Source organism: Thalassolituus oleivorans MIL-1, from assembly GCF_000355675.1.
Classification (GTDB): Bacteria; Pseudomonadota; Gammaproteobacteria; order Pseudomonadales; family Oceanobacteraceae; genus Thalassolituus; species Thalassolituus oleivorans.
Genome location: NC_020888.1, coordinates 3,584,569 through 3,607,543, shown reverse-complemented (window position 1 = coordinate 3,607,543; position 22,975 = coordinate 3,584,569). Strand labels below are relative to the sequence as shown.

Below are 22,975 nucleotides of genomic sequence, written 5' to 3'. Positions count from 1 at the left end.
ATGGCTAAGATTAGCATGAAGAATCGTGAACTGAAGCGTGAGAAGTTGGTAGCAAAGTTCGCCGCAAAACGCGCCGAACTTAAAGCAATCATCATCAACGTAGATTCATCTGATGAAGCTCGTTGGAACGCACAACAAGCATTGCAAAAGCTGCCGCGTGATTCGTCATCAAGCCGCCTGCGTGCACGTTGTCAAATGACAGGCCGCCCACACGGTGTATACCGTAAGTTCAAGCTTTCACGTATTAAGTTGCGCGAAGAAGGCATGAAGGGTAATGTGCCTGGCCTTAAAAAAGCTAGTTGGTAAGCAATTCCCCCTTCCTCTAATCCGGAAGGGGGGCGCTGTACAACAGAGGTAATATTAAATGAGTATGCAAGATACGTTGGCGGACATGTTCACCCGCATTCGTAATGCCCAGCAAGCTGGTCATTCGAATGTAAGCATGCCGTCTTCAAAAATTAAGAAATCAGTGGCCGAGGTTCTAGAATCTGAAGGCTACATCGCAGGTTTTTCAGTTGAGTCAGGCGTTAAGCCGACTATGACGATTGACTTGAAATACTACGAAGGCAAGCCAGTTATTGAACGTATCCAGCGCGTAAGTCGCCCTGGTCTGCGTCAGTACCGCGGCACCACCGAACTGCCGAAAGTTGAAGCAGGTTTGGGTGTAGCTATCGTTTCCACTTCTAAAGGCGTTATGACTGATCGCGCTGCTCGTGCTGCGGGCGTTGGCGGTGAAGTTATAGCGACCGTATTCTAAGGGGAATAACGATGTCTCGCGTAGCAAAAGCTCCTGTACAAATCCCAGCTGGCGTTGAAGTAACTGTCGCCGCTGACAAGCTTTCTATTAAAGGTAAGCAGGGACAATTAGAGTTAAACGTTCATTCTTCTGTAAATATTCAGAAAGAAGAAAACGTACTAACTTTCGCCCCAAAATCGAACGACAAGCAAGCTAACGCTTTGGCTGGTACGTTCCGCGCTCTAGTAAACAATATGGTTACTGGTGTAAGCGTAGGTTTTGAGAAGAAGTTGATCCTGCAAGGTGTTGGTTATCGTGTTAAAACCACGGGCAACACTCTGAATTTAACACTGGGCTTCTCTCACCCTGTCGACTATGAGCTGCCAGCAGGTGTTACTGCTGAGACTCCTAGCCAAACTGAAGTGGTTATCAAAGGTATTGATAAGCAGCAAGTTGGCCAAGTAGCAGCTGAAATCCGTGGCTATCGTCCACCAGAGCCTTATAAAGGCAAGGGTGTTCGCTATGCTGATGAAAACGTGCGTCGTAAAGAAGCCAAGAAAAAGTAAGGTCTAGGCCATGAATGAGAAGAAAAAAGCTCGTTTACGCCGCGCCCAGAAAACACGGATAAATATCCGTGAGAAAAGCGCGGTACGTCTGTGCGTATACCGTACGCCCAGACACATCTATGCTCAGATCATCTCGGCCAACGGCGCTAACGTCTTGGCTACTGCTTCTACTGTAGAAGCTGATCTGCGTACTGAACTGACTGGTAATGTTAACGCTGCCACTAAAGTTGGCCAGCTGATTGCTGAGCGCGCGAAAGCCGCTGGCGTCACTAAAGTAGCGTTCGATCGTTCTGGTTTTAAATACCATGGTCGTGTTAAAGCTCTGGCTGACGCGGCTCGTGAAAGCGGCCTGGAATTCTAAGGGTAAAGATCATGGCAAATAATGAACGTAATAACGATCGTAACAACGACCGTAACGAAAGCGAACTCCAGGAAAAACTGGTACAAGTTAACCGCGTAGCCAAAGTTGTAAAAGGTGGTCGTATTTTCGCCTTTACAGCTTTGACAGTAGTGGGCGACGGCAATGGTCGTGTGGGCTTCGGTCGTGGTAAATCACGCGAAGTGCCACTGGCTATCCAGAAAGCAATGGAACAGGCTAAGCGCAATATGGTTACCGTACAATTGGACGGTAACACTTTGCAGTATCCTATCCGCGCCCGTCACTCTGGCGCTCAGGTATACATGCAGCCTGCTTCTGAAGGTACGGGTATTATCGCCGGTGGTGCGATGCGTGCTGTTCTGGAAATGGTCGGCGTTAAAAACGTATTGGCTAAGTGCTACGGTTCAACTAACCCGGTGAACGTCGTTCGCGCAACCTTTAATGGTTTAGCGCAAATGAAATCTCCGGAACAAGTTGCAGCTAAGCGCGGCAAGTCTGTTGAAGACATCCTGGGGTAATCTGTTATGGCTAATAAAACCGTAAAAGTGACCCAAACACGAAGCACTATTGGCAAATTGCCAAAGCATCGTGAAACCATGAAAGGTTTGGGTCTCCGTCGCATTGGTCACACCGTTGAGTTGGAAGATACTCCATCTGTACGCGGTATGATCAACCAAGTTCAATACATGATTAAGGTTGAAGGGGAGTAATATGCGTCTCAATGAATTGAGCCCAGCTCCTGGTTCTAAACCTGCTGCTAAGCGTGTAGGCCGTGGTATCGGTTCTGGTCTGGGTAAGACTGGTGGTCGTGGTCACAAAGGTCAAAAATCGCGCTCTGGTGGTAAAGTGGCTCCAGGCTTCGAAGGCGGTCAGATGCCTATTCATCGCCGTTTGCCAAAATTCGGCTTCGTTTCTCGTCAAGCACAGTATGTTGCTGAGATTCGTTTGAACGAATTGGCATTGGTTGAAGGTGATGTGGTAGATCTAGCAGCTCTTAAAGCAGCAGACGTTATTGGCGAGAAGATTAAAACTGCTCGCGTGATTCTGTCTGGTGAAGTTAAGAAGGCTGTGACTGTTAAAGGTTTAAAGGTCACTAAAGGCGCTAAAGCTGCTATTGAAGCAGCAGGTGGAAAGGTCGAAGACTAATGGCTAGGCAAGGCTCACTACCGCAGGGCATGCAATCTGGATTAAGCGAGCTTTGGGCTCGCATCCGATTCGTCCTGTTGGCAATTGTTGTATATCGTGTGGGTACCCATATACCGGTACCAGGCATTAATCCAGACGCATTGGCGCGCCTGTTCGAACAGAATCAAGGTACTATCTTGGAAATGTTCAACATGTTCTCCGGCGGTGCACTGGAGCGTATGAGTATTCTCGCGCTGGGCATCATGCCTTACATTTCTGCGTCGATTATCATGCAATTGTTGACGGCTGTGAGTCCTCAGCTAGAGCAATTGAAGAAAGAGGGTGAGTCTGGGCGTCGAAAGATTACCCAGTACACCCGCTATGGCACCGTATTATTGGCAACGGTTCAAGCATTCGGCGTATCCGCCGGCTTGGCTAGCCAAGGTGTTACTTTCTCATCCGGCGTAGAGTTCTATGTCACGGCCGTACCGTCCTTCGTGGCTGGTGCAGTGTTCATGATGTGGCTAGGAGAGCAAGTTACCGAGCGTGGTATCGGTAACGGCATCTCGATTCTGATTTTTGCTGGGATTGTTGCTGGCTTGCCAAGTGCTATTGGTCAGGCGTTTGAGTCTGCCCGTCAGGGCGACTTAAACATCCTGTTATTATTGGTGATTGCTGCTCTAGCCGTTGCTGTAATCGGGTTTGTCGTGTTCGTAGAACGCGGTCAGCGCCGTATTACAATCAACTACGCCAAGCGCCAGCAAGGACGCCAAGTATTTCAGGCACAGACCAGTCATCTGCCGCTTAAACTGAATATGGCTGGGGTTATCCCAGCGATCTTTGCCTCAAGCTTACTTTTGTTCCCTGCGTCTTTGGGTCAATGGTTTGGTCAAGGCGAAGGCATGGAATGGTTGCAGAAGTTCAGTAATGCGTTGGCTCCTAGTCAGCCGCTTTATATTGTTCTGTTCGCAGCTGGAATTATCTTCTTCTGCTACTTCTACACGGCGTTGATGTTCAACCCTCGTGATGTTGCAGAGAACTTGAAGAAGTCAGGCGCGTTTATTCCAGGGATTCGTCCAGGAATTCAAACAGCCAATTACATTGATAGCGTACTAGGTCGTTTGACACTGTTCGGTTCTCTGTATATTGCCGCTGTGTGCTTGTTACCTCAGTTCTTGGTAGTAGCTGCAGATGTTCCTTTCTATTTTGGTGGAACGTCATTGTTGATCGTTGTGGTTGTCGTTATGGACTTTATGGCGCAGGTGCAATCGCACTTGATGTCGAGCCAGTACGAATCACTGATGAAGAAATCAAATCTTAAGAATTTTGGCTCAGCACGCTGAGTCAGATTTAGGAGACCGTCATGAAAGTACGTGCGTCTGTTAAAAAAATCTGCCGTGAATGCAAAGTAATTCGCCGTAACGGTAGCGTGCGAGTGATCTGTACAGATCCTAAGCACAAACAACGTCAGGGTTAATTCTTCTGACAAGGCCGGGTCGCGATTCAGATAGCTTGATTTCTGATCATGTTATCTGTACTATTCGCGGCCCTTTCATTAAGTAAGTGTAACGGAGTTAGACATGGCCCGTATTGCCGGTGTCAACATTCCTGACAACAAGCATGCAGTTATCTCTCTGACCTATGTCTATGGCATTGGTAAGACGTCTGCCCAGCAAATCTGTGCCAGTGCTGGCATTGCTGAGAGCACCAAGATTGGTGATTTGAGCGAAGAGTTGTTGGATGTTGTTCGTAACGAAGTAGCAAAATACACGGTTGAAGGCGATCTGCGTCGTGAAGTCCAGATGAGCATCAAACGTTTGATGGATATGGGTTCCTTCCGAGGCATCCGTCACCGTCGTAGCCTGCCACTTCGCGGTCAGCGTACTAAAACAAATGCTCGTACCCGTAAAGGTCCGCGCAAACCGATTCGTAAGTAATTTTACTTGCGATCGGGTTTTTAGTGTAGCTGCATTCGACTTGTTGCAGTGTTGATATTAAAAGCAGGATTTAAAAATGGCTAAGCCAAATAGATCACCAAAGAAGAAGGTTAAAAAGACGGTAGTAGACGGCATCGCCCATATACACGCCTCTTTTAACAACACCATCGTAACCATTACCGATCGTCAAGGTAACGCTCTGTCATGGGCTACCGCCGGTGGTTCTGGTTTCCGTGGTTCTCGTAAGAGCACTCCTTTCGCAGCTCAGGTTGCTGCGGAGCGCGCTGGGGAAGCCGCCAAAGAGTACGGCCTCAAGAATCTGGACGTGGAAGTTAAAGGTCCTGGTCCTGGTCGTGAGTCTGCCGTTCGTGCTTTGAACGCATGTGGATACAAAATCGCGAACATCACTGATGTGACGCCGATTCCACATAACGGCTGTCGTCCACCTAAGAAGCGTCGCGTATAAGGAGGCTTGAGAAATGGCACGTTATATTGGTCCTAAGTGTAAGCTAGCACGTCGTGAAGGAACTGATTTGTTCCTAAAAAGCGGTGTTCGCTCACTAGACACAAAATGTAAAATGGAAACCAAACCAGGTGTACACGGTGCTGGTCGCGGTCGTCTGTCAGACTACGGTCTACAGCTACGTGAAAAGCAAAAAGTACGTCGCCTGTACGGTATCCTAGAAAAGCAATTCCGCAGTTACTACAAAGAAGCCGCACGCCGTAAAGGCGCGACTGGTGAGAATTTGTTGCAATTGTTAGAAGGGCGTTTGGATAACGTCGTATATCGCATGGGCTTCGGCTCAACTCGTGCGGAAGCACGTCAGCTTGTCTCTCACAAATCTATCGTTGTGAACGGCCAAACTGTAAATATCCCGTCTTACCAAGTTAAGAGCGGTGATGTAGTAGCGATTCGCGAAAAATCCAAAACTCAGGATCGCATTAAAACTGCTCTTCAGTTGTCATCACAACGTGCCGATTGCGCATGGATTGATGTCAATGCGGGCAAGATGGAAGGAACTTATAAATCAGTTCCTGAGCGCGCTGATCTCTCTGCTGAGATCAACGAAAACCTGATCGTGGAACTTTACTCTAAATAATAGAGGAAATTAAGGGGCAGCTATGCAGCGTGCAGTTAATGAATTTTTGACACCTCGTCACATCCAGGTGGACGAAGTAAACAATACCCATGCCAAGGTAACACTTGAGCCGCTAGAGCGCGGTTTCGGTCACACTCTGGGCAACGCATTACGTCGTATCCTGCTGTCTTCTATGCCAGGCGCAGCGATCGTGGAATGTGAGATCGATGGCGTTTTGCATGAGTACAGCGCTATTGATGGTGTTCAGGAAGATGTGATTGAGATCCTACTGAACCTCAAAGGTGTTGCGGTCAAATTGCATGAACGTGACGAAGCTTCTCTAACCTTGACCAAAGTTGGTCCTGGTATAGTGACAGCTGCCGATATTCAACTGGATCACGGTGTTGAGATTGCAAACCCAGGTCATGTTCTAGCTCATTTGGGCGAAGGCACTGAACTGAAAATGAGCCTGAAGGTATCTTCTGGTCGCGGCTACGAAACTGTTGAAGCTCGTAACCAAAACGATGAAGAAACTAAGGCGATTGGTAAATTGCAGCTTGATGCTACCTACAGCCCAGTTAAGCGTGTTTCATACAGCGTCGATAGCGCTCGTGTAGAACAACGCACTGACTTGGATAAGCTGGTCATTGATCTTGAGACCAATGGCACAATTGATCCAGAAGAAGCGATCCGTCGTTCCGCGACTATCTTGCAACAGCAGTTAGCAATTTTCGTAAATCTAGAAAACGACGAAGTCGTAGAACAGATTCGCGAAGAAGAAGAGATCGATCCGATTCTACTTCGTCCAGTGGACGACTTAGAACTGACCGTTCGCTCTGCTAACTGTCTGAAAGCAGAAAATATTTACTACATCGGTGATCTGATTCAGCGCACTGAAGTTGAGCTGTTGAAGACTCCTAACTTAGGTAAAAAGTCTCTGACTGAAATTAAAGACGTTCTTGCGTCACGCGGCCTGTCGTTGGGTATGCATCTGGAAAACTGGCCACCTGCCAGTCTCCGGAACGACGACAAAGTGCTAGCGTAAGCGGTTCGTTCAGTTAGTTAAGGAATTAAACCATGCGTCATCGTAAAAGTGGTCGTCACTTCAATCGTACAAGCGCACACCGTCAAGCTATGTTCAAAAACATGGCGGTGAGCTTGTTCGAACATGAAATCATCAAGACTACTCTGCCAAAGGCAAAAGAGCTGCGTCGCGTAGCTGAGCCACTGATCACACTTGCAAAAGTGGATTCAGTTGCTAACCGCCGTTTGGCCTTTGCTCGTACTCGTAGCAAAGAAGTAGTTGGTAAGTTGTTCACTGACTTGGGTCCTCGTTACCAAGCTCGCCCAGGTGGCTACATTCGTATTTTGAAATGTGGCTTCCGTGCGGGTGATAACGCCCCAATGGCTTATGTTGAATTAGTAGATCGTCCAGTTGCTACTGCAGCTGACGACGTAGTTACTGAAGACTAAGTCGGTCAGTATCAGTTTACTGATGCGAAAAAACCCGCGATTTTTATCGCGGGTTTTTTTATGGGCGCTCATTAATATTTAGAGCGCGAGCATTCCCGGGGGGATGGCCTGCGAACTATTTATCGCCTTTTAAGAAATTTGCTATTGCTCTTATTGCTCCGCGTGATTCCGGCATATAGCTGCCGTGAATTTGAAATACATGCCACATGTCGGCAAATTCCTGTAAAACAACTTCATTCCCAGCCTGCTTGATTGCATAGGCAACTCGACGGGCGTCATCAAGTAGTATTTCATCTGTTCCTACTTGAATTAGTGTGCGCGGATAGTCCGTGAAATCGCTGAACAGCGGCGATATTTGCGGGTGGCTTAGTGATTCTTCACCGGCGTATATTTTCGCCGATGTATTTAACCACTCAGCGCTGAGCATCGGATCGATGGCCGCGCAACGCTCTATGCTGTCACCGCTGCAAGTTAAGTCTGCCCAAGGAGACAGCAAGACTAACGCCGCGGGTTCGGCGTATTCGCCAGCGCGAATCGCTTGCATAAGTGCGAGGGTCAGGCCGCCACCGGCCGAGTCGCCCATAACAACGATGTTTTGATGCTCTGCCAACAACGCTATATATGCTTCTAGGGCATCTTCCACTGCGGCTGGGAATAATGACTCAGGTGCTAAGCGATAATCGATTAAGTAGCCTTTATGTTCAGTCTGACGCGATATTCGAGCGACCATTTCCCGATGACTAACCGGTGAGCCAATAGTGTAGGCTCCGCCGTGTAAATATAGAATTGCGCCGCTGTCCATCGCAGGTGTGTAACTACGTGCTGGAATATTGCCTAAGTGGCACTCTTCTTCTTTAACACCGTTAGGCATTGGAATAACGCGCTGTAATGCATCTAAGCGTTTGCGTTGAGAGGCAATGGACACTTTAGGTCCTAATTGGCGTTTCACCACTTGGCTGACAAATAGGCGAGTCGCCCGTGCTAAAAAGGAGGGCATATAAGATTACCAAATAGGAAAAAAAGCGGGCCGTTGGGGGCCCGCAAAGTAGCAGGACTGGGCGCGCATCCTTGCGCAACGATCATGAAGATGGCCTGAGCCAATACCTGATAATCTACTCCCATACTGCGTAAGTTTGGGCACAGAGCTGTAAAGATTGGTCATGTACAGGTAAGCAATTACAGCGACCTCTCTGTTCATAGCAGAACCATACTCAGCCAAGGTACGTAGGTGATGATGATGACCGTGGCTAAAAGAATAAAGAAGAAGGGCAGCGTCGCTCGATAAAGCGTCATAACCGGCTTATTAAAGCGGAAGCTGGCAATAAACAAATTCATACCTACCGGAGGTGTGAAATAGCCCAACTGCATATTCGCCAAGAATAAAATTCCAAGATGGATCGGGTGGATACCATACTGCACAGCGATTGGCAGTATGATCGGAATCATAATGACGATGGCTGAAAAGATATCTAGCATCATACCTAAGATTAACAAGAACACCGTCAACAATAACAAAAAGGTAAAACCATCACTGACGTGCGCTTGGATATAACCAAAGATGGTCTCAGGTACTCCGGCATCAATCATGTAGTTAGTCGATGCGAGTGACACACCTAATATCAATAAGATAGCGCCAACGAGCTTCATCGAGTCGCGCATAACACCGGGTAAATTGCTAAAGCTGATTTCGCGACGAATCACGACAGTGACGATCAGTACGTATAACGCTGTAATGGCAGCGGCTTCAGATACTGCGAAGAAACCACCGTAAATACCACCAAGTACGACGAACGGTAGAGGAATTTCCCATGCGCTATCTTTAATAGCAGCCCAAGCTTCGGCACTATCAAAAGGTTCGGCTTCTTTCTTGATGTGACGACCCTGCCAAGCGCTGTAAAGCGATAGTGCGACTAGCATAAGCAAGCCGGGTAGGAGACCCGCTAGAAACAAATCATCAATACTGACTGGGGTGTCTAACGCCATTTGCTGGGCAATAACACCATACAGAATCAAAGGTAACGATGGCGCGAACAACAAGCCAAGACTCCCTGACGTCGTGACTAGGCCTAGATTGAATTGTTCTTTGTAGCCTGCTTTATTTAGAGCCGGTACCAACAATGCGCCCAGTGCCACAATGGTCACGCCTGAAGCGCCTGTAAATGCAGTAAACATAGCGCACGCTACAAGAGCAACGATAGCTAGGCCTCCAGGCATCCAACCAAGAAATGCATCGGTAATTCGTACGAGGCGTTTAGGCGCTTGGCTTTCACCGAGCATATACCCTGCAAAGGTAAATAGTGGAATGGCTATCAATACTGGCATTTCGGCAATGCGATAGATTTCCACAGCCATAACTTGCAGGTCGACATCACTCTGCCAAAAGCCCCACAAAGCACTTGCAGCAATCACAGTAAATAACGGTGCACCGGCGATGGCGAGCAAGAACAAAATGAGAGGAATAATAACGCTCATGCCTGCTCCTCCAAGCCATTAATCGCCGTATCTAGGCTCTGCGCGATAAAGCGCAGGCCCATCAAAGCAAAACTAAAAGGAATAATGGCTTGTAGCGGCCAAGCGGGAATTTGGGCAAACGCGATATCGCCAAAGTCACGTGATACTGCGAGGAATGCATAGCTATGCCAAGCAATAATGCCGCAAATAACTGCAGCAAAGCTGAGCGTCACTACCGTCATTAGACGTTTGGTTTTAGGTCCGGCTAAGCGATTAATAAGATCTATAGCAATGTGCTCACGCGTGCGAGTTGCCAACAGAGCTCCAAGCAGCCCCAGCCATAGCACTAAAACTCGTAACAAGGGCGGAATCCAGCTGACACCGCCGCCAAACAACGAGCGGGCGAGAATATCGAATCCCGCCAGTAAAATCATCGCGAGTAGGAGTAGCACTAGTAGGCTGTCTTCTGCTCGATGCACCCAAGTTACGAGTTTTTTCATTATTTGGCCTGACGCAATTCTATGAGGCGCTGTTGCAGCTTTTTGTACAAATCGACGGGGTAAACGTTCTTATCGGCAAGTGCGGCAACTGCGCCTTTGGCCAATGCTTGCCATGCAGTTTTGTCGGCTTCGGTCAGCTCTACGAATTCGATACCATTTTGTGCCAACGCTTGGCGTGCACCAGCTTCATCAATCTCGTTTTGCGCATCCATTTTAGCGAAGGTTGCAGCCATAACGCGTTTTACGGTTGCCTGATCGGCAGTGCTAATTTTCTTAAAGGCAGAGTCATCGACGACCATCATGCCGATCAAAAATACCAGAGGATAATCAGTGGCGTAATCGAGTTTGGTATGCCACTGCAAAGCAATCGAAGTCGAAGGATTAACGGCAACCGTATCAATTAAACCGGTTTGTAAGCTGGTATACACATCCGAAACAGGCAGCGCGATGGGGGATACGCCACCGTTTTCGAAGGTTGTTTGGCTGATCATATCGCCTTCCGGCACCCAAACTTTGCGATCTTGCACATCGCTTGACGTGCGGATGGCTTTATTTGACATCAGGTAAGCGAATCCGCCTTCCGATATGCCGAGTACCACATAACCATTTTTCGCTAGATCTTGAATAATGTACGGATCGAACTCTTCACGAATTGCACGTACTTCTTCTAAATTGCGGAAGGTGAATGGCAGGCTATAGAGCTGAGTAGACGAGGCGATTTGCGCGAATGCGCCAGAGGCAACAGCACCGCCTTGCAGTTGGCGGATCTGCATTTTACGCAGTACGCTCTTGTCGCTGCCTTGTACGCCGCCTGGGAAATATTTAACGTTTACACGACCTTCCGTTTCGGTCTTGATTTCAGCGGCGGCTTCACGGAATAGCTTCATCCAGCTAGTACCATCAGGCGCCAGTGTTGCAATTTTTAACGTTGCAGCTTGTGCGCTAGTGGCCAGTAAACTTAAGACTAATAGAACGGGTGTTAGTAATTTCATTGTGGTCTCACTCAAAGTAATCAGCGGATTCAGCCAGCAAAATATGCGCTTGGCGTTGTGCTAAACGATTGATCAAGGTTAGGCCTTCAAAATGGGGATCGGTACTGAGAGTTTCTTGCAGCAAACGATCATGCAGTTCTTGTTCGAACATCAAACGAGCGTATTGTTTCGCAAACAGTACCTTGGCCATCAAATTGTGACCATCGGTTAATTCAATCGCGCGTTCAAAGTGCGCTCGACCTGCTTCTGGTTTTCCACCTAATGATGGCGGGAGTTGGGTTTCTAATACGCCTAAATAGACTTGTACTGTGGCATTGTCATAGGCCGGATCATGGCTTGCGACCCAAGTCATCAAGGTAGTTACTTTTGATAACTGCGCAATGGCATTCCAGTCGTCGGTGTTTGCTTGAATCCAACCCGCCCAAGCGGACGCGAAGGCATAAAAAACGGCAATGTCGTCGCTATCGTAGTCTGAATACAAAGCGTTATTGAGCGCATCAGCAGGGCCGTCCACGAGGCGACAAGCGTCATCATCGTATTCGCAAAGAGCGCGACGAGCATAGGTCATAGCCTTCTCGGCCATTGATTTAGCTTGCTCTTCATCTTGGGCAAATACACCGGCATATGCACCATACAAACGTGAGGCGGCTAGCAAGAAGTCTTCATCATCGGGATAGGTCAGAACCAAGGCGTCGAGTAAAAGTAGGTAGGCGGGTGCGCCAGCGGCTACTACGGCAGGATCATCTTGGTTCATCATGGAACGAGAGAGATTATTCGGCAGTCTGCCGACAGAGCAGGCGGCCATTAATAGGCACAACCCTATGGTCAAAATCGATTTCATGTCAGGCACTATTGAGATTTGGAGCACGGATTGTACACCGGTTAGGGTGACGGTTTCACTAAACCCAGACACTTGTCGCTTAGGTGTCTGGGGATAGGTCGGGTCATTGATCGAATCAGGCATTAATTCCCTAAGGTTAAGCCAGATCTTGTAAAGCGATGTGATCGTCAGATGAGGCAATGCTGTAGTCGATTCCGATACCACGCAGAATCTCCCATACCGATTGATTTGGGCTGTATTCGGCGATGGTTTTTTTCGCCATAAATTGCGCGATTTCTTGGATCGATTTGATCAAAGCGTAGTCGGCAGAGCTGCTATTGAGGCCATCAATAAAGTTATGGTCGATCTTAACAAAGTCAACGGGCAAGGCTTTGAGATAACGGAATGATGATTGCCCAGTACCAAAATCGGCAAGCACGAATTTACAGCCGAGACTGCGCATTTCGTGCATGAAATCGGCGGCGTCGTCGAGATCTTTAATGGCTGATGTTTCATTCAGTTCAAAGCAGAGCTTATTAACGGGTACGTCTTTTTCTCGCGCTTGCTCAAAGATGTAAGCTAACAGACTTTCATCGTTGATCGCGTGGCCCGATAGGCGCAGAACGAAACGCTGAATCGTTGCCGCCGTTTCTGGGTTATCGGCCAGCCATTGCACCATCTGCTCAATAATCCAACGGTCTAGCATGTACATGCGGTTGTAGTTTTCTGCAGCTTGTAGATACTCTAGCGGCGGAATTTGAGCGCCATTTTCGTCTTCGATGCTGATAACCACTTCGTACTGAATATGTCCTTTATGGCGTTCTTGAATTGCTTTAATAGGAACGCACAGCACGGATAGTTGCTCGTTTTCGAGGGCTTGGTTGAGTTTATTGCCCCACTGCATGAAGGCATCTTGGCGTTGGCGCGAAGCATCATCAAATTCGTAGCGCACGATACGGCTACCGCCACGATCTTTGGCTAGCATGCAAGCCGATTCGGCCTGTTCAAATAGCAGTGCCGCTTCAGTCGTGTCGGCATTTAATTCGGCAAGGCCCATGCTGACGTGAACGCGGAAGGTACTTTCGCCTGTCGGTATATCGAACTGCTCAATCGTCTTACGCAAAAGTCGCGTGCTGGCTTCTGCCTGTTCAATATCATGGCGCGGGAACAATACCGCGAATTCATTACTGCCAATGCGCGCGCAAATGGCGTCGCCATCATGATCTTCAATAAGTGTGGCAATGGCTTGAAGACATATGTCACCGCCTTCCACTCCGTAGTTTTTATTAATCAACTTAAACTGATCAATATCAATCATGCACAAAGTCTGTGGCACGCCGCTATGCAGATGTTGTTGCAGTTGTTCTTGTAGTAGATACAAGAAATGCTGACGGTTTGTTAGGCCGGTAAGGGCATCAATATTGGCCTGTTCGGATAGATCTTTATAGATCTGCTGCACTAGGCTATCAACGCTTTGATCAACCGCTGATTCTTCAGCTTCGTATAAGCGCTTAATAGAACCGTCTTCGAGCGCTATCGCAAGTTCGTTGAAGGTGAAATCTACGATTTTCATACCACTATGATTAACGCAGGCGAAGCGCGACATATCGGCCGCAATCCAAGCAATTGATACAGTTTGATTGTTACTAATGATGAGCAGGCGATCGCCCATTTGCAGGTTTCGTGCGCGACGTGCGCCTTTACCTTGTAGCTGCTGATCTTCTTGTTCTTCAATGAATTCTGGCAGATCAACGGTTTCTCGTACTTCGCCGTGACTGAGATGCTCTTCTGCGGCTTCTAGTATCGCTTTATGCCATGTGTCATGGCGTGGCAGTGGACCGTTCAGTTGATCTAGCTCTTGGCGGGCGAGATCCATCATGGGGGCGAACTTGAGCATGAGCTCGCGACGCCCAGTGTTGTTGCTATTAAATAGTACTAAGGTTTGGCGATAGAGTTTCACCGCGCCTTTAAAGCGAACGCTATCTGGGCCCTCGCGCAGCAGCAGTAAGCACAGCATCTGTTGCCAGCCTTCACGCAGCCACTCAACGACACAATTGGGCAAAGTGCGGCCAGAGATATCACGACCAATCAAGGCGTCGATACGACGACGCGCCATGGCTAAGCGATACTCACCTTCGGCTGTTTGTGCGACGCGCTCGGCGTTCTTGCGGGCCTTACGTTCAGCACTGCCAACCATGGTTTGCAATGATTCTAATAACTCATCCAATTGTTGGGGGTTATTTTGAATATCGTCCGTCAGCGGGGTGATTAATTCTTCTAAGGTCGCCTGAATCTTGCCTTGGCCAGTGGTGGTCAAATGTCCTAAGCGTGCCAACAAGTTCAGCACTAAGCGCCCTGGGTGATCTTGATTGAACAATAAGGTGGCATCATTCAGCATCAGGTGCAGTAACGGCCAGCCCAATTGCGAGATCGACGGTTTAATAAAGTCTGCGATTTGCGGATTATCGAGCAAGTCTCGAGTGACGTGTTCAATCGTATCAATTGCGTGGCGCGTATCTTCGGGCAGGCTTACGTCTTGGCGAGCAAGTTCGTGCTCTAATTCTTCGAGTACGTGGCTGTCTGGCAAGGCATTAACTTGCGACATCACCGCAACCAAATCAGTAATTTGTTCTGGCGCAGCTTCGGGTAAGGCCGGAGCTTCGCTTTCTGGTTGTGAGCGTTGATAGCGCAATGATAATAAGTGTTGAATGTTTTCGTAGGCTTGGCGTGCTTCTTCGTGATGACGTTGGAAGTCGGCCATTGATGGCTTATTGCTGGCACTATCGGTGTTGCCTGCGCTGTACTGGTTTGTTGGCGCTTGTGGTTCTTTTACGAAATTTGCAGTGCCTGCAGTCGGCTGCTCCGTTTGAGCATAACTTGCCGTCGTTGCCGCCTGCGGACGTTCATCTTGCTTAGGTTTACGATAGCGGAATGTCAGTGGGATATTAATTTGGCGAATGACATTTTGATAAGTCGACGTCAGTAAGGTTAACGCCGCGTGCTCGAACGTATCGAACGCAAGCTCACGCGCTTCATGCGGTAAGCCAATGGTTTCAACGCTGTCGCGAAAGGCTTCGGTTACCGTATTTGGTCCGATGGGGTTAAAGCAGTTTTCGACAGGGGCGCTAGAAATTGTATCGAGTAGCTGTCTAAGCTCGAAGCTTTCTTTGTTTAAATGCGATTGCAGATGTGATGCGGTTACTTTTGCTAATAACCAATCTTCAAAATCGCTTTGGTGTACCAGTGATAATGCAATCGAACCTTCATAGTCTTCTGATTCGTCAGAAATTTTAGCTTCACCATCAATCCAGCGTTTTAATTGATGAGTTAAAATCTGTGAAAAACGCTGAAAGAATTTGTCACCTTGCGCTTTAACTTGTTTTTCTAGCTTCAGCCATTGTTGCTGCTCGGCCGTATTGCGAGCTTGATTGGCCTGATCGAAGGTGCCTTCTAAAAATTCTGGGAGCCACTGGCGCGGTAATCTTTCGATGAGGCGAGATGCTTCGCTGACAAATAGCTTTTTAAATGTTTCGCGCTGTTCGTTAGTGATACCGCCGCCGGCACGACTGGATTGATTAACTTCTTGTAGCTGCAAGAAGAGTTGGTCGTCGGGCTCGTGCAATTTAATGCCAACGACTTGATTGCGTTGAAATACCCACTCCACAGCAATATTGACTGGGTTTGCCAGTGAAAGTTGTAATTGATGCACACCCGCGGTGCCTTTCAGGCTGCCGTGCTGCCAATTAAGTTTCATGCCGCTGTGCGAAAAATCCGTCACGATACAGTCGAACTTGCGTCCATCGCTAAGCGTTAATAGTGCATTTAGCTGGCTGGTGAATCTTGGGTGTTCACGTAAATCCGCGGCCATTGTACTGTCCATAGGTTCTTTAACCGTCTGCTAAACGGTTGTGGTGAGTTGCTCAGGGGCTGCTACGATTGTTTGGTGTCTCGGAGCTATTGCCTTGTTTTGTATAACCTCTCGTCACATTGGTGACCAAGCTTTTTATTTTTGTCATTCCTGAGCGTAAGCTACCTTCGAATATACCACTGCGATAGCTGCACGCCTAGGGAGTGGCGGTATCAATGGCTATGTTCGCGTGTGGCGAAATGATGAGTTGAAAACTTTATGCTTCTATAGTTATATAGCAGTCTGTTTCAATAGTTGCACACCTAGCTGCGGCGTCATGTCGCATACCCAGCCTGCGTCGGTTTGAGATACTGGCGCTCGTGGTTTCGGAGGTTGATCTATGTCGATATTTAAAACGTCTTCTAACAAAGCCTCTATGTGGTCCTCCGCGCTAATTCGCGAGTTAGCTTTGTTGCTCCTTATCAAGTTAGCCCTTATCTGGGGCATTTATACTCTGTATTTTTCCGACGCGGTTGAGCAAGGCCGTGTTGATGAGGTTATGGCTGAACAGTGGGGATTGCCTGTCAGCCCAGCCGCTACCGATTCTAATATGAAGGAGAAACACCCATGATCAGTGAAAGTTTGGTGGATTTGTCGCGGCTGCAATTCGCGATAACCGCGCTATACCACTTTCTGTTTGTTCCATTAACGCTGGGGTTAGCTTTTATTCTGGCGATTATGGAATCTGTGTATGTCATGACAGGCAAACAGATTTATCAGGATATGGTGAAATTCTGGGGCAAGTTATTCGGTATTAACTTTGCGCTTGGGGTGACCACTGGCTTGACGATGGAGTTTCAGTTCGGGACCAACTGGGCCTACTACTCGCATTACGTTGGCGATATCTTTGGCGCGCCATTGGCAATCGAAGGGCTTATGGCCTTTTTCTTAGAATCGACATTTATCGGTTTATTCTTCTTTGGTTGGGATAGGTTAACCAAGGTGCAGCATTTAGCGGTGACTTGGTTGGTGGCTATCGGTTCGAATATGTCAGCTTTGTGGATCTTGATCGCCAATGGCTGGATGCAGAACCCTGTTGGTGCAGAATTCAATTATGAAACCATGCGCATGGAAATGATGAGCTTTTCAGAGGTTATTTTTAATCCCGTAGCGCAGGTTAAATTTGTGCATACCGTGTCTGCAGGTTATGTCACGGGTTCTATGTTTGTACTGGCAATATCCGCATTTTACATGCTGAAAAAACGCGACTTACCCTTTGCTCGTCGATCATTTGCAATCGCGTCAAGTTTCGGCTTGGCGTCTATTTTTTCGGTCATTATTTTAGGTGACGAGTCAGGTTACGAAATTGGTGATGTGCAGAAAACCAAACTTGCAGCCATTGAAGCCGAATGGGAAACCCAGGAGCCCCCAGCCGCGTTTACCTTGATTGGTTTACCAAATCAAGAAACCCAAGAAACCGACTACGCCATTAAAATTCCTGCCATGCTTGGTTTAATTGCCACTCGCTCAGTGACTGAAGAAATTACCGGCATTAAAGACTTGATGGTTGAGCACGAAGAGCGCATTCGTAATGGCATAATGGCCTACGCATTACTGTTGAAATTAAAGGCAGGGGATGTTTCGGCGACCACCAGAGCGGAATTTGAAGCTGTAAAAGATGATTTAGGTTATGGCTTGCTTTTGAAGAAATACACCAATGATGTCGTCGATGCGACAGAAGAACAAATTAAGCAAGCAGCCGCAGATACGATCCCAGGTGTTGCACCTATGTTCTTTACCTTCCGCATCATGGTGGGTTTAGGTTTCTTGATGCTCACTTTGATCGGCTTATCCTTTTATTTCAGCGCCCGTCATACCGCCGAAAAGCAAAAGTGGTTACTGCGTGCTCTCATTGTTTGCTTACCAGCCCCTTGGATTGCTAGTGAAATGGGATGGTTTGTTGCCGAGTTTGGTCGTCAACCTTGGTCCATTGGTGAAATATTACCAACGCACTTATCTGTATCGACCCGCAGCGTGACGGATCTTTATATGAGCATTGGCGCATTTATTGGTTTCTACTCACTGCTGCTCGTAGCAGAAATGTACTTAATGATTCGCTTTGCGCGTTTAGGACCTTCGAGTTTACATACTGGTCGCTATCATTTTGAACAGCCAAATAATCACACTACTACTCACGCACCAGCGTAAGGATATTCACCATGGATTATGAAACATTAAAACTCGCTTGGTGGGTGTTGATCGGTGTTCTGCTGATTGGCTTTGCGGTAACTGATGGCTTTGATATGGGCGTGGGTGCCTTATTACGCATTATTGGTAAAACCGACAATGAACGCCGCGTTATGATGAATACCATTGGCCCGCACTGGGATGGTAATCAGGTGTGGTTTATTACGGCTGGTGGTGCCATTTTTGCGGCATGGCCAATTGTATATGCCACGGCATTTTCAGGTTTTTATTGGGCGTTACTTTTGGTGCTATTTGCCTTATTTTTTCGTCCGGTAGGGTTTGAATATCGCTCTAAAATTGATGATCCACGCTGGCGTGGAGCTTGGGATTGGGGCTTAACCGTTGGTGGAGCCGTTCCTGCTTTAGTCTTTGGCGTCGCATTTGGTAATTTACTGGTGGGCGTTCCTTTTGGTTTGGATGAGTTTATGCGCTCCACCTACACCGGATCGTTTTGGGCATTATTGAATCCATTTGCCTTGTTGACGGGTGTCATCAGTTTATTGATGTTGGCGATGCATGGCGGGACTTATTTGCAAATGCGTACCGATGGCGCTTTGCACGAGCGTGCGCGGAAAACCTCTTTGTATTTAGCTGTTGTGGTTGCTGTAGCATTTGCCGTTGCTGGTTTTTGGGTCGCTAATCTTGATGGTTATGTCATTAGCGCTATTAACGATGTGACCAAGGCAGTAACGCCGTTGCAAAAAGAAGTGATGCTGCAGTCGGGTGGGTGGTTGGAAAATTATGGTCGTTATCCTTGGATGATGAGTGCGCCCGCGATGGGGTTTATTGGTTTATTGTTTACGGCCTTATTTTCAATTGCCAATCGAGGGGCACTAGCCTTTGTTTCTAGCTCTTTTGCTCTAACCGGAATTATTTGCACTGCCGGTTTTAGCTTGTTCCCATTTATTATGCCGTCGAGCACATTCCCCGCTCAAAGCTTGACCGTGTGGGATGTTGTTTCGAGTGAATTAACGCTGAATATTATGTTCTGGGTGGCTATGTTTTTCGTCCCTATTATTTTGAGTTACACCGCATGGGGTTACTACAAAATGCGTGGTCGTTTAACTACCGATTTTATTGAAAGCAATAAATACAGTACTTACTAGTATTTGGGTGTTGTTAATTTAAGGAATTATTTATGTGGTATTTCGCTTGGATTTTAGGCGTATTGTTGGCTTGTTCATTCGGCATTATTAATGCGCTGTGGTTAGAAGTGAGTGAAAACTTAGATCGTGATGCTGATGTCCCAGAGTGAAAAAGTAGAGGCGGCGGTAAGCGCGGATGGCGATCACAAAACGCCGATTAATTACCGCGCTTATGGTCCTCTTTATAACGTTTGGGCGAGAGCGCTGTCATTAGTGACCGCGCTTGGATTGTCTGGTGCATTGCTGGTTATGCCTCATTTAGTGGCTGTCGATACCATGAGTTTAAAACATGGTCCGCTATCTTTGGCTATGTGGGGCATTAGTGCCGGTTTTGTGCATGGCATTGGTTATATTCCTGAAATGCGTATATGGCGTTTTACATTAGGCCCTGTGATTGCTTGGCCGATTATGATGTGGACAGCCTACAGCTGGTTTTCTGGCTACTTAAACTGAATATATGATAAGTGAGATTGCGTAATGACGATGAAAAAAGAAGATTTTTTAGCCGCCGCTCAAGCATCGATTTCACCGATTACCGCGAATGATGCTGAAGCCTTATTAGCATCTGGTGCTATTGTTTTAGATGTGCGTGAACCGGCGGAATATGATGTTGGACATTTACCGACAGCAGTTAATGTTCCGCGTGGCGTATTAGAATTTCGCGTCGGTGACCATCCCGCTTTAACTGATACTTCAGCGACAATTTTGTTGTACTGCAAAAATGGCGGTCGTAGCGCTTTGGCGGCACATACGCTCAAACAGATGGGATTCGATAACGTACGTATGCTGGTTGGCGGTTTTGATGGATGGACAGGTACTGTTCATAAAATTGAAGTTGACCCTAGTGTTTATCAGTAGCATTTGTCTATGAGGTTCCATGTGCGCAAGTTAGTGATTATGTACTTATGTTTTTTCGGTGTATCCCTGCATGCCGGAGATATTGAATCGTTAACATTAGAGGCTCGTTCTCAAAGTAAAATGCTAGGGCAGTCGTTAATGGCCGTTTTGAAAACGAGCCTGCAAAACGATGGTCCTGAAGCGGCAATTACCGTATGTAATTTGAATGCGCCAGACATTGCCGGAAGTTTAAGTCAAGGTGATTGGCGTGTTGGCCGTACCTCATTAAAAATACGCAATAGTGATAATGCTCCCGATGCCTGGGAAAAGCAGACGCTAAACGAATTCAATGATCGAATTCAGGCGGGTGAAAACCCTATGATGGTTGAAGCCAGTACGGTTATTGACGGCGAATTTCGTTATATGAAAGCTATCCCTACTGCGGAAATGTGTGTCACTTGTCACGGCTCTAATGTGGCAGCCTCAGTGGCTAGCAAAATACACGAACTGTATCCTGCCGATCAGGCCGTTGGCTTCAATGTCGGCGATCTTCGTGGAGCCTTTACTTTGCGAAAAACCTTACAGGAATAATCTGATGGCTGATCACGTAATTAAAATCGAATGGCAAGCGCAGGGCGAGTTCTCGCACGAAGGCTTTGAACGTCGCCACAGTATTCAATTTCAATCCGATGTCAGCATTGCTGCTGGTGGCGCAGGTAACGAATACGGTGCCGATCCAGAGCAAATGTTGGCGGCGGCGATGGCCAGTTGTCATATGCAAACATTTCTAGCTTTGGCTGCTAAAAAACGTTTAAAGGTAGAGAGCTATAGCGACACTGCAGAGGCTGAATTAAGCCAACGCGATGACGGTAAATTTTGGGTTAGTCGTATTACGCTAAATCCCAAAGCTACGTTTAGCGGCGATAAAATTCCGGACACTGAGGCTATCCGTGCTATGCACGATAAGGCGCATGAACATTGTTTTATTGCTAATTCGACCTCGAGTGAAGTGGTCGTGAATATCGCCTAATCTGCACACATCATGCATTGATGCGCGGTTGGAATCGCTTCTAGTCGCGCAGGGTTGATGCTTTCTCCACAGGTATCGCATTCACCGTAGGTACCGTTTTCTAGTTTATCGAGTGCATGATCAATATCTTGTAGTTCGTGGTGCCACTCATCACCTAGCGCCAACAACACATCGTCATTTTCACGCTCGGTAGCTTGCTCAGCAAAATCTGCGGACAAGGGGGCATCTCGGTGGCTAGCATCGCGCTCGACCTTATTCGCACGTTCAAGCAACACTTTTTGGCGTGCCACTAAACGGTCGCGGATTGCTTCAGTATTCATACTCTCTCCTTTTTATTGCTTCTCTCAGCATAGCTGAGGGCTTAACTATCACCTTGATCTGAATCACTGCGTGGAACTAGTCTTATATTTTGTGCATCCGAAAAGTGCAGTCTATCGTATATCTATTACCGGTAGAAAAAACGCGTATTCCCGTAACGGAAACCTACCAAAGGTAGAGCACCATCCATGGATTTAGAAATTGAATTGCGACTCTTAACTGAGACGGCGCAAGGGCGAGAAGACGCTTTTGCCAAATTATATGAGCGTACTAACAGGCGTTTGTACGCGGTAGCACTTAACTTACTGCGTCAGCCTGATAGGGCAGAAGAGGCCGTACAAGAAGCTTATGTGCGCATTTGGTACAACGCTGGTGAATATCACCAAGAGCGTGGCTCGGTACTTACTTGGATGAGCAGTATCGTCAGATATCGCTGCTTAGACATGCTGCGTAGCCGCAAGTTACGGGAAGATAAGCAGGATGAATTTGAGGGTGACGAGTCGTTACCAGAGACTGAGCAAACCAATTTATTGGATGATTTAGTGTTAAAGGAAGATGCACCGCAGTTGGGTGCCTGTATGCAGACGTTGGACGAGGGAGAGCAGCACGCCATTCACTTGGCCTATTTCCGCGGACTAACGCATAGTGAGATTACTGAGCAGCTGGGATCGCCGCTGGGTTCGGTTAAAAGCTGGATTCGTCGAGGTTTGCAGCGCCTAAAGAGGTGTCTGGAATCATGAACTACCTGACTGAAGAACGGAAGGATGCGCTAGCGGCAGAGTATGTGCTGGGTACGTTACATGGCGCTGCGAGATCACGCTTTCAACGCTTGATGCGAGAGCACGCTGAAATTCGTGAACGCGTTTATTACTGGGAGCGCACCTTAGCACCAATGACCGAGAGGTTATTAGATGCCGTTCCGTCACCACAATTGCTGCGTAAAATACAATTACGCCTTGGGCATTTGCCTGAAGCAGCAAATGATACGGAAGATGCTATTGAGCATGCGGCAGAAGAAGCCGCAGCAAATACCAACTGGGGTTGGTTAGCGGCGTTATCAACGGCTGCTATGCTAGTGCTCGCGGTGCTTTTGGTGATGCCTGGCAAGCAGGGTGCCGTACCTTTAGCACAGCAGATTGCGATTATCCAAAATGCTCAACAGCAGCCGTTATGGTTGCTGGAATTAAGTGATGATGTGCTGCATGTGCAAGCGACTGCAGCGGTTGAGCAAAGTGCCGATCATGACTATGAGTTATGGATAGTGGCGGCAGACGGACGTGCGCCTATCTCATTGGGTGTTGTTCCTGAATCTGGGGTGCTCGATGTGCCGCGTCACGATGCTTTCGATAATCTACAGATTGCCGCGTTAGCAATTAGCTTGGAGCAACCGGGTGGTTCTGTCACCGGCCTGCCGGGGCAGGTTCTGTACACCGCGACGCTGACAACCTTGTGACGCAATTATAAGGGCACAAAAAAGCCGGCACTAAGCCGGC

At 47.7% G+C, this 22,975-nt stretch carries 31 protein-coding genes; 24 read left to right on the top strand and 7 right to left on the bottom strand.

The features are described from left to right. The 14 genes from rpsN (at position 1) to rplQ (ending at position 7,295) form a co-directional block, all read left to right on the top strand. A complete protein-coding gene (gene rpsN, locus TOL_RS16595; protein WP_015488530.1) occupies positions 1–306 on the top strand; it encodes a 30S ribosomal protein S14 in 306 nt (101 codons plus the stop codon). A 58-nt stretch (positions 307–364) separates the two neighbouring features. After that, on the top strand, positions 365–757 hold the full coding sequence (rpsH, locus tag TOL_RS16590) for a 30S ribosomal protein S8 (RefSeq protein WP_015488529.1): 393 nt from the start codon (positions 365–367) through the stop codon (positions 755–757). Between the two features lie 11 nt (positions 758–768). Then, positions 769–1,302, top strand: a complete 534-nt coding sequence (gene rplF, locus TOL_RS16585) for a 50S ribosomal protein L6 (RefSeq protein WP_015488528.1) — start codon at positions 769–771, stop codon at positions 1,300–1,302. A 10-nt stretch (positions 1,303–1,312) separates the two neighbouring features. Beyond that, the gene (rplR, locus tag TOL_RS16580; RefSeq protein WP_015488527.1) at positions 1,313–1,663 is read left to right on the top strand and encodes a 50S ribosomal protein L18; all 351 of its coding nucleotides are present in this window, start codon (positions 1,313–1,315) and stop codon (positions 1,661–1,663) included. Positions 1,664–1,674: 11 nt separating this feature from the next. Continuing rightward, positions 1,675–2,199, top strand: a complete 525-nt coding sequence (gene rpsE / locus TOL_RS16575) for a 30S ribosomal protein S5 (RefSeq protein ID WP_015488526.1) — start codon at positions 1,675–1,677, stop codon at positions 2,197–2,199. A 6-nt stretch (positions 2,200–2,205) separates the two neighbouring features. Next, positions 2,206–2,391, top strand: coding sequence for a 50S ribosomal protein L30 (gene rpmD / locus TOL_RS16570; protein ID WP_015488525.1), 186 nt, complete (start codon positions 2,206–2,208; stop codon positions 2,389–2,391). A 1-nt stretch (position 2,392) separates the two neighbouring features. Beyond that, positions 2,393–2,827: a 50S ribosomal protein L15 gene (gene rplO, locus TOL_RS16565; RefSeq protein ID WP_015488524.1), complete on the top strand. Its 435-nt coding sequence runs from the start codon at positions 2,393–2,395 to the stop codon at positions 2,825–2,827. After that, positions 2,827–4,149, top strand: a complete 1,323-nt coding sequence (gene secY, locus TOL_RS16560) for a preprotein translocase subunit SecY (RefSeq protein WP_015488523.1) — start codon at positions 2,827–2,829, stop codon at positions 4,147–4,149. The genes rplO and secY overlap by 1 nt, the downstream gene beginning before the upstream one ends. A gap of 20 nt (positions 4,150–4,169) precedes the next feature. Continuing rightward, positions 4,170–4,283, top strand: coding sequence for a 50S ribosomal protein L36 (gene rpmJ / locus TOL_RS18850; RefSeq protein WP_015488522.1), 114 nt, complete (start codon positions 4,170–4,172; stop codon positions 4,281–4,283). Positions 4,284–4,386: 103 nt separating this feature from the next. After that, positions 4,387–4,743 (top strand): 30S ribosomal protein S13, encoded by a 357-nt coding sequence (gene rpsM / locus TOL_RS16555; RefSeq protein ID WP_015488521.1) that lies wholly within the window; start codon positions 4,387–4,389, stop codon positions 4,741–4,743. 76 nt (positions 4,744–4,819) lie between these two features. Then, a complete protein-coding gene (gene rpsK, locus TOL_RS16550) occupies positions 4,820–5,209 on the top strand; it encodes a 30S ribosomal protein S11 (RefSeq protein ID WP_015488520.1) in 390 nt (129 codons plus the stop codon). Positions 5,210–5,222: 13 nt separating this feature from the next. After that, a complete protein-coding gene (gene rpsD, locus TOL_RS16545) occupies positions 5,223–5,843 on the top strand; it encodes a 30S ribosomal protein S4 (protein ID WP_015488519.1) in 621 nt (206 codons plus the stop codon). Positions 5,844–5,865: 22 nt separating this feature from the next. Then, positions 5,866–6,867, top strand: coding sequence for a DNA-directed RNA polymerase subunit alpha (locus TOL_RS16540; RefSeq protein WP_015488518.1), 1,002 nt, complete (start codon positions 5,866–5,868; stop codon positions 6,865–6,867). Positions 6,868–6,899: 32 nt separating this feature from the next. After that, positions 6,900–7,295: a 50S ribosomal protein L17 gene (gene rplQ, locus TOL_RS16535; RefSeq protein ID WP_015488517.1), complete on the top strand. Its 396-nt coding sequence runs from the start codon at positions 6,900–6,902 to the stop codon at positions 7,293–7,295. A 115-nt stretch (positions 7,296–7,410) separates the two neighbouring features. Here the strand turns inward: rplQ and TOL_RS16530 are convergent, their stop codons facing one another. From TOL_RS16530 to TOL_RS16505, 6 genes are all read right to left on the bottom strand, one after another. After that, the gene (locus TOL_RS16530; RefSeq protein ID WP_015488516.1) at positions 7,411–8,292 is read right to left on the bottom strand and encodes an alpha/beta hydrolase; all 882 of its coding nucleotides are present in this window, start codon (positions 8,290–8,292) and stop codon (positions 7,411–7,413) included. A 197-nt stretch (positions 8,293–8,489) separates the two neighbouring features. Then, complete coding sequence (locus tag TOL_RS16525; RefSeq protein ID WP_015488514.1) at positions 8,490–9,767, bottom strand: TRAP transporter large permease; 1,278 nt, start codon at positions 9,765–9,767, stop codon at positions 8,490–8,492. Continuing rightward, complete coding sequence (locus TOL_RS16520) at positions 9,764–10,246, bottom strand: TRAP transporter small permease (RefSeq protein ID WP_015488513.1); 483 nt, start codon at positions 10,244–10,246, stop codon at positions 9,764–9,766. The genes TOL_RS16525 and TOL_RS16520 overlap by 4 nt, the downstream gene beginning before the upstream one ends. Beyond that, positions 10,246–11,238: a TRAP transporter substrate-binding protein gene (locus tag TOL_RS16515; RefSeq protein WP_015488512.1), complete on the bottom strand. Its 993-nt coding sequence runs from the start codon at positions 11,236–11,238 to the stop codon at positions 10,246–10,248. Before TOL_RS16515 ends, TOL_RS16520 begins: the two co-directional genes overlap by 1 nt. 7 nt (positions 11,239–11,245) lie before the next feature. After that, the gene (locus TOL_RS16510) at positions 11,246–12,202 is read right to left on the bottom strand and encodes a TRAP transporter TatT component family protein (RefSeq protein ID WP_144055395.1); all 957 of its coding nucleotides are present in this window, start codon (positions 12,200–12,202) and stop codon (positions 11,246–11,248) included. A 13-nt stretch (positions 12,203–12,215) separates the two neighbouring features. Then, positions 12,216–15,926 (bottom strand): DUF1631 family protein, encoded by a 3,711-nt coding sequence (locus tag TOL_RS16505; protein WP_015488509.1) that lies wholly within the window; start codon positions 15,924–15,926, stop codon positions 12,216–12,218. A 379-nt stretch (positions 15,927–16,305) separates the two neighbouring features. On the opposite strand from TOL_RS16505, the gene TOL_RS16500 reads away from it, so the two are divergent. Genes TOL_RS16500 through TOL_RS16465 form a run of 8 tightly spaced genes read left to right on the top strand, consistent with a single transcriptional unit; the run spans position 16,306 to position 21,164 of the window. Next, positions 16,306–16,536, top strand: a complete 231-nt coding sequence (locus TOL_RS16500) for a hypothetical protein (RefSeq protein WP_015488508.1) — start codon at positions 16,306–16,308, stop codon at positions 16,534–16,536. Then, positions 16,533–18,113 (top strand): cytochrome ubiquinol oxidase subunit I, encoded by a 1,581-nt coding sequence (locus tag TOL_RS16495; RefSeq protein ID WP_015488507.1) that lies wholly within the window; start codon positions 16,533–16,535, stop codon positions 18,111–18,113. Before TOL_RS16500 ends, TOL_RS16495 begins: the two co-directional genes overlap by 4 nt. Positions 18,114–18,124: 11 nt before the next feature. Then, on the top strand, positions 18,125–19,258 hold the full coding sequence (gene cydB / locus TOL_RS16490) for a cytochrome d ubiquinol oxidase subunit II (protein WP_015488506.1): 1,134 nt from the start codon (positions 18,125–18,127) through the stop codon (positions 19,256–19,258). Between the two features lie 32 nt (positions 19,259–19,290). Beyond that, positions 19,291–19,407 (top strand): cytochrome bd-I oxidase subunit CydX, encoded by a 117-nt coding sequence (gene cydX, locus TOL_RS18845; protein WP_015488505.1) that lies wholly within the window; start codon positions 19,291–19,293, stop codon positions 19,405–19,407. Next, positions 19,394–19,750 carry a cyd operon YbgE family protein gene (locus TOL_RS16480; RefSeq protein ID WP_015488504.1) on the top strand — a complete coding sequence of 119 codons (357 nt, stop codon included), beginning with the start codon at positions 19,394–19,396 and terminating at the stop codon, positions 19,748–19,750. The genes cydX and TOL_RS16480 overlap by 14 nt, the downstream gene beginning before the upstream one ends. A 24-nt stretch (positions 19,751–19,774) precedes the next feature. Next, positions 19,775–20,155: a rhodanese-like domain-containing protein gene (locus TOL_RS16475; protein WP_015488503.1), complete on the top strand. Its 381-nt coding sequence runs from the start codon at positions 19,775–19,777 to the stop codon at positions 20,153–20,155. 21 nt (positions 20,156–20,176) lie between these two features. Then, entirely contained in the window at positions 20,177–20,725 is a 549-nt protein-coding gene (locus TOL_RS16470) for a Tll0287-like domain-containing protein (RefSeq protein ID WP_015488502.1), read from the top strand. Between the two features lie 4 nt (positions 20,726–20,729). Continuing rightward, a complete protein-coding gene (locus TOL_RS16465; protein WP_015488501.1) occupies positions 20,730–21,164 on the top strand; it encodes an OsmC family protein in 435 nt (144 codons plus the stop codon). Here TOL_RS16465 and TOL_RS16460 read toward each other — a convergent pair. Further along, a complete protein-coding gene (locus TOL_RS16460; RefSeq protein WP_015488500.1) occupies positions 21,161–21,484 on the bottom strand; it encodes a TraR/DksA family transcriptional regulator in 324 nt (107 codons plus the stop codon). The two genes, TOL_RS16465 and TOL_RS16460, sit on opposite strands and share 4 nt — an antisense overlap. 186 nt (positions 21,485–21,670) lie before the next feature. Between TOL_RS16460 and TOL_RS16455 the strand changes: the two genes are divergently transcribed. Then, a complete protein-coding gene (locus TOL_RS16455) occupies positions 21,671–22,222 on the top strand; it encodes an RNA polymerase sigma factor (RefSeq protein WP_015488499.1) in 552 nt (183 codons plus the stop codon). Further along, positions 22,219–22,935, top strand: a complete 717-nt coding sequence (locus TOL_RS16450) for an anti-sigma factor (protein WP_015488498.1) — start codon at positions 22,219–22,221, stop codon at positions 22,933–22,935. Before TOL_RS16455 ends, TOL_RS16450 begins: the two co-directional genes overlap by 4 nt. The last annotated feature ends 40 nt before the right edge of the window (positions 22,936–22,975 follow it).

Coding starts and splice junctions, on each gene's coding strand:
- rpsN (WP_015488530.1), top strand. CDS start 1: ATGGCTAAGATTAGCATGAAGAATCGTGAACTGAAGCGTGAGAAGTTG.
- rpsH (WP_015488529.1), top strand. CDS start 365: ATGAGTATGCAAGATACGTTGGCGGACATGTTCACCCGCATTCGTAAT.
- rplF (WP_015488528.1), top strand. CDS start 769: ATGTCTCGCGTAGCAAAAGCTCCTGTACAAATCCCAGCTGGCGTTGAA.
- rplR (WP_015488527.1), top strand. CDS start 1,313: ATGAATGAGAAGAAAAAAGCTCGTTTACGCCGCGCCCAGAAAACACGG.
- rpsE (WP_015488526.1), top strand. CDS start 1,675: ATGGCAAATAATGAACGTAATAACGATCGTAACAACGACCGTAACGAA.
- rpmD (WP_015488525.1), top strand. CDS start 2,206: ATGGCTAATAAAACCGTAAAAGTGACCCAAACACGAAGCACTATTGGC.
- rplO (WP_015488524.1), top strand. CDS start 2,393: ATGCGTCTCAATGAATTGAGCCCAGCTCCTGGTTCTAAACCTGCTGCT.
- secY (WP_015488523.1), top strand. CDS start 2,827: ATGGCTAGGCAAGGCTCACTACCGCAGGGCATGCAATCTGGATTAAGC.
- rpmJ (WP_015488522.1), top strand. CDS start 4,170: ATGAAAGTACGTGCGTCTGTTAAAAAAATCTGCCGTGAATGCAAAGTA.
- rpsM (WP_015488521.1), top strand. CDS start 4,387: ATGGCCCGTATTGCCGGTGTCAACATTCCTGACAACAAGCATGCAGTT.
- rpsK (WP_015488520.1), top strand. CDS start 4,820: ATGGCTAAGCCAAATAGATCACCAAAGAAGAAGGTTAAAAAGACGGTA.
- rpsD (WP_015488519.1), top strand. CDS start 5,223: ATGGCACGTTATATTGGTCCTAAGTGTAAGCTAGCACGTCGTGAAGGA.
- TOL_RS16540 (WP_015488518.1), top strand. CDS start 5,866: ATGCAGCGTGCAGTTAATGAATTTTTGACACCTCGTCACATCCAGGTG.
- rplQ (WP_015488517.1), top strand. CDS start 6,900: ATGCGTCATCGTAAAAGTGGTCGTCACTTCAATCGTACAAGCGCACAC.
- TOL_RS16530 (WP_015488516.1), bottom strand. CDS start 8,292: ATGCCCTCCTTTTTAGCACGGGCGACTCGCCTATTTGTCAGCCAAGTG.
- TOL_RS16525 (WP_015488514.1), bottom strand. CDS start 9,767: ATGAGCGTTATTATTCCTCTCATTTTGTTCTTGCTCGCCATCGCCGGT.
- TOL_RS16520 (WP_015488513.1), bottom strand. CDS start 10,246: ATGAAAAAACTCGTAACTTGGGTGCATCGAGCAGAAGACAGCCTACTA.
- TOL_RS16515 (WP_015488512.1), bottom strand. CDS start 11,238: ATGAAATTACTAACACCCGTTCTATTAGTCTTAAGTTTACTGGCCACT.
- TOL_RS16510 (WP_144055395.1), bottom strand. CDS start 12,202: ATGCCTGATTCGATCAATGACCCGACCTATCCCCAGACACCTAAGCGA.
- TOL_RS16505 (WP_015488509.1), bottom strand. CDS start 15,926: ATGGCCGCGGATTTACGTGAACACCCAAGATTCACCAGCCAGCTAAAT.
- TOL_RS16500 (WP_015488508.1), top strand. CDS start 16,306: ATGTCGATATTTAAAACGTCTTCTAACAAAGCCTCTATGTGGTCCTCC.
- TOL_RS16495 (WP_015488507.1), top strand. CDS start 16,533: ATGATCAGTGAAAGTTTGGTGGATTTGTCGCGGCTGCAATTCGCGATA.
- cydB (WP_015488506.1), top strand. CDS start 18,125: ATGGATTATGAAACATTAAAACTCGCTTGGTGGGTGTTGATCGGTGTT.
- cydX (WP_015488505.1), top strand. CDS start 19,291: ATGTGGTATTTCGCTTGGATTTTAGGCGTATTGTTGGCTTGTTCATTC.
- TOL_RS16480 (WP_015488504.1), top strand. CDS start 19,394: ATGTCCCAGAGTGAAAAAGTAGAGGCGGCGGTAAGCGCGGATGGCGAT.
- TOL_RS16475 (WP_015488503.1), top strand. CDS start 19,775: ATGACGATGAAAAAAGAAGATTTTTTAGCCGCCGCTCAAGCATCGATT.
- TOL_RS16465 (WP_015488501.1), top strand. CDS start 20,730: ATGGCTGATCACGTAATTAAAATCGAATGGCAAGCGCAGGGCGAGTTC.
- TOL_RS16460 (WP_015488500.1), bottom strand. CDS start 21,484: ATGAATACTGAAGCAATCCGCGACCGTTTAGTGGCACGCCAAAAAGTG.
- TOL_RS16455 (WP_015488499.1), top strand. CDS start 21,671: ATGGATTTAGAAATTGAATTGCGACTCTTAACTGAGACGGCGCAAGGG.
- TOL_RS16450 (WP_015488498.1), top strand. CDS start 22,219: ATGAACTACCTGACTGAAGAACGGAAGGATGCGCTAGCGGCAGAGTAT.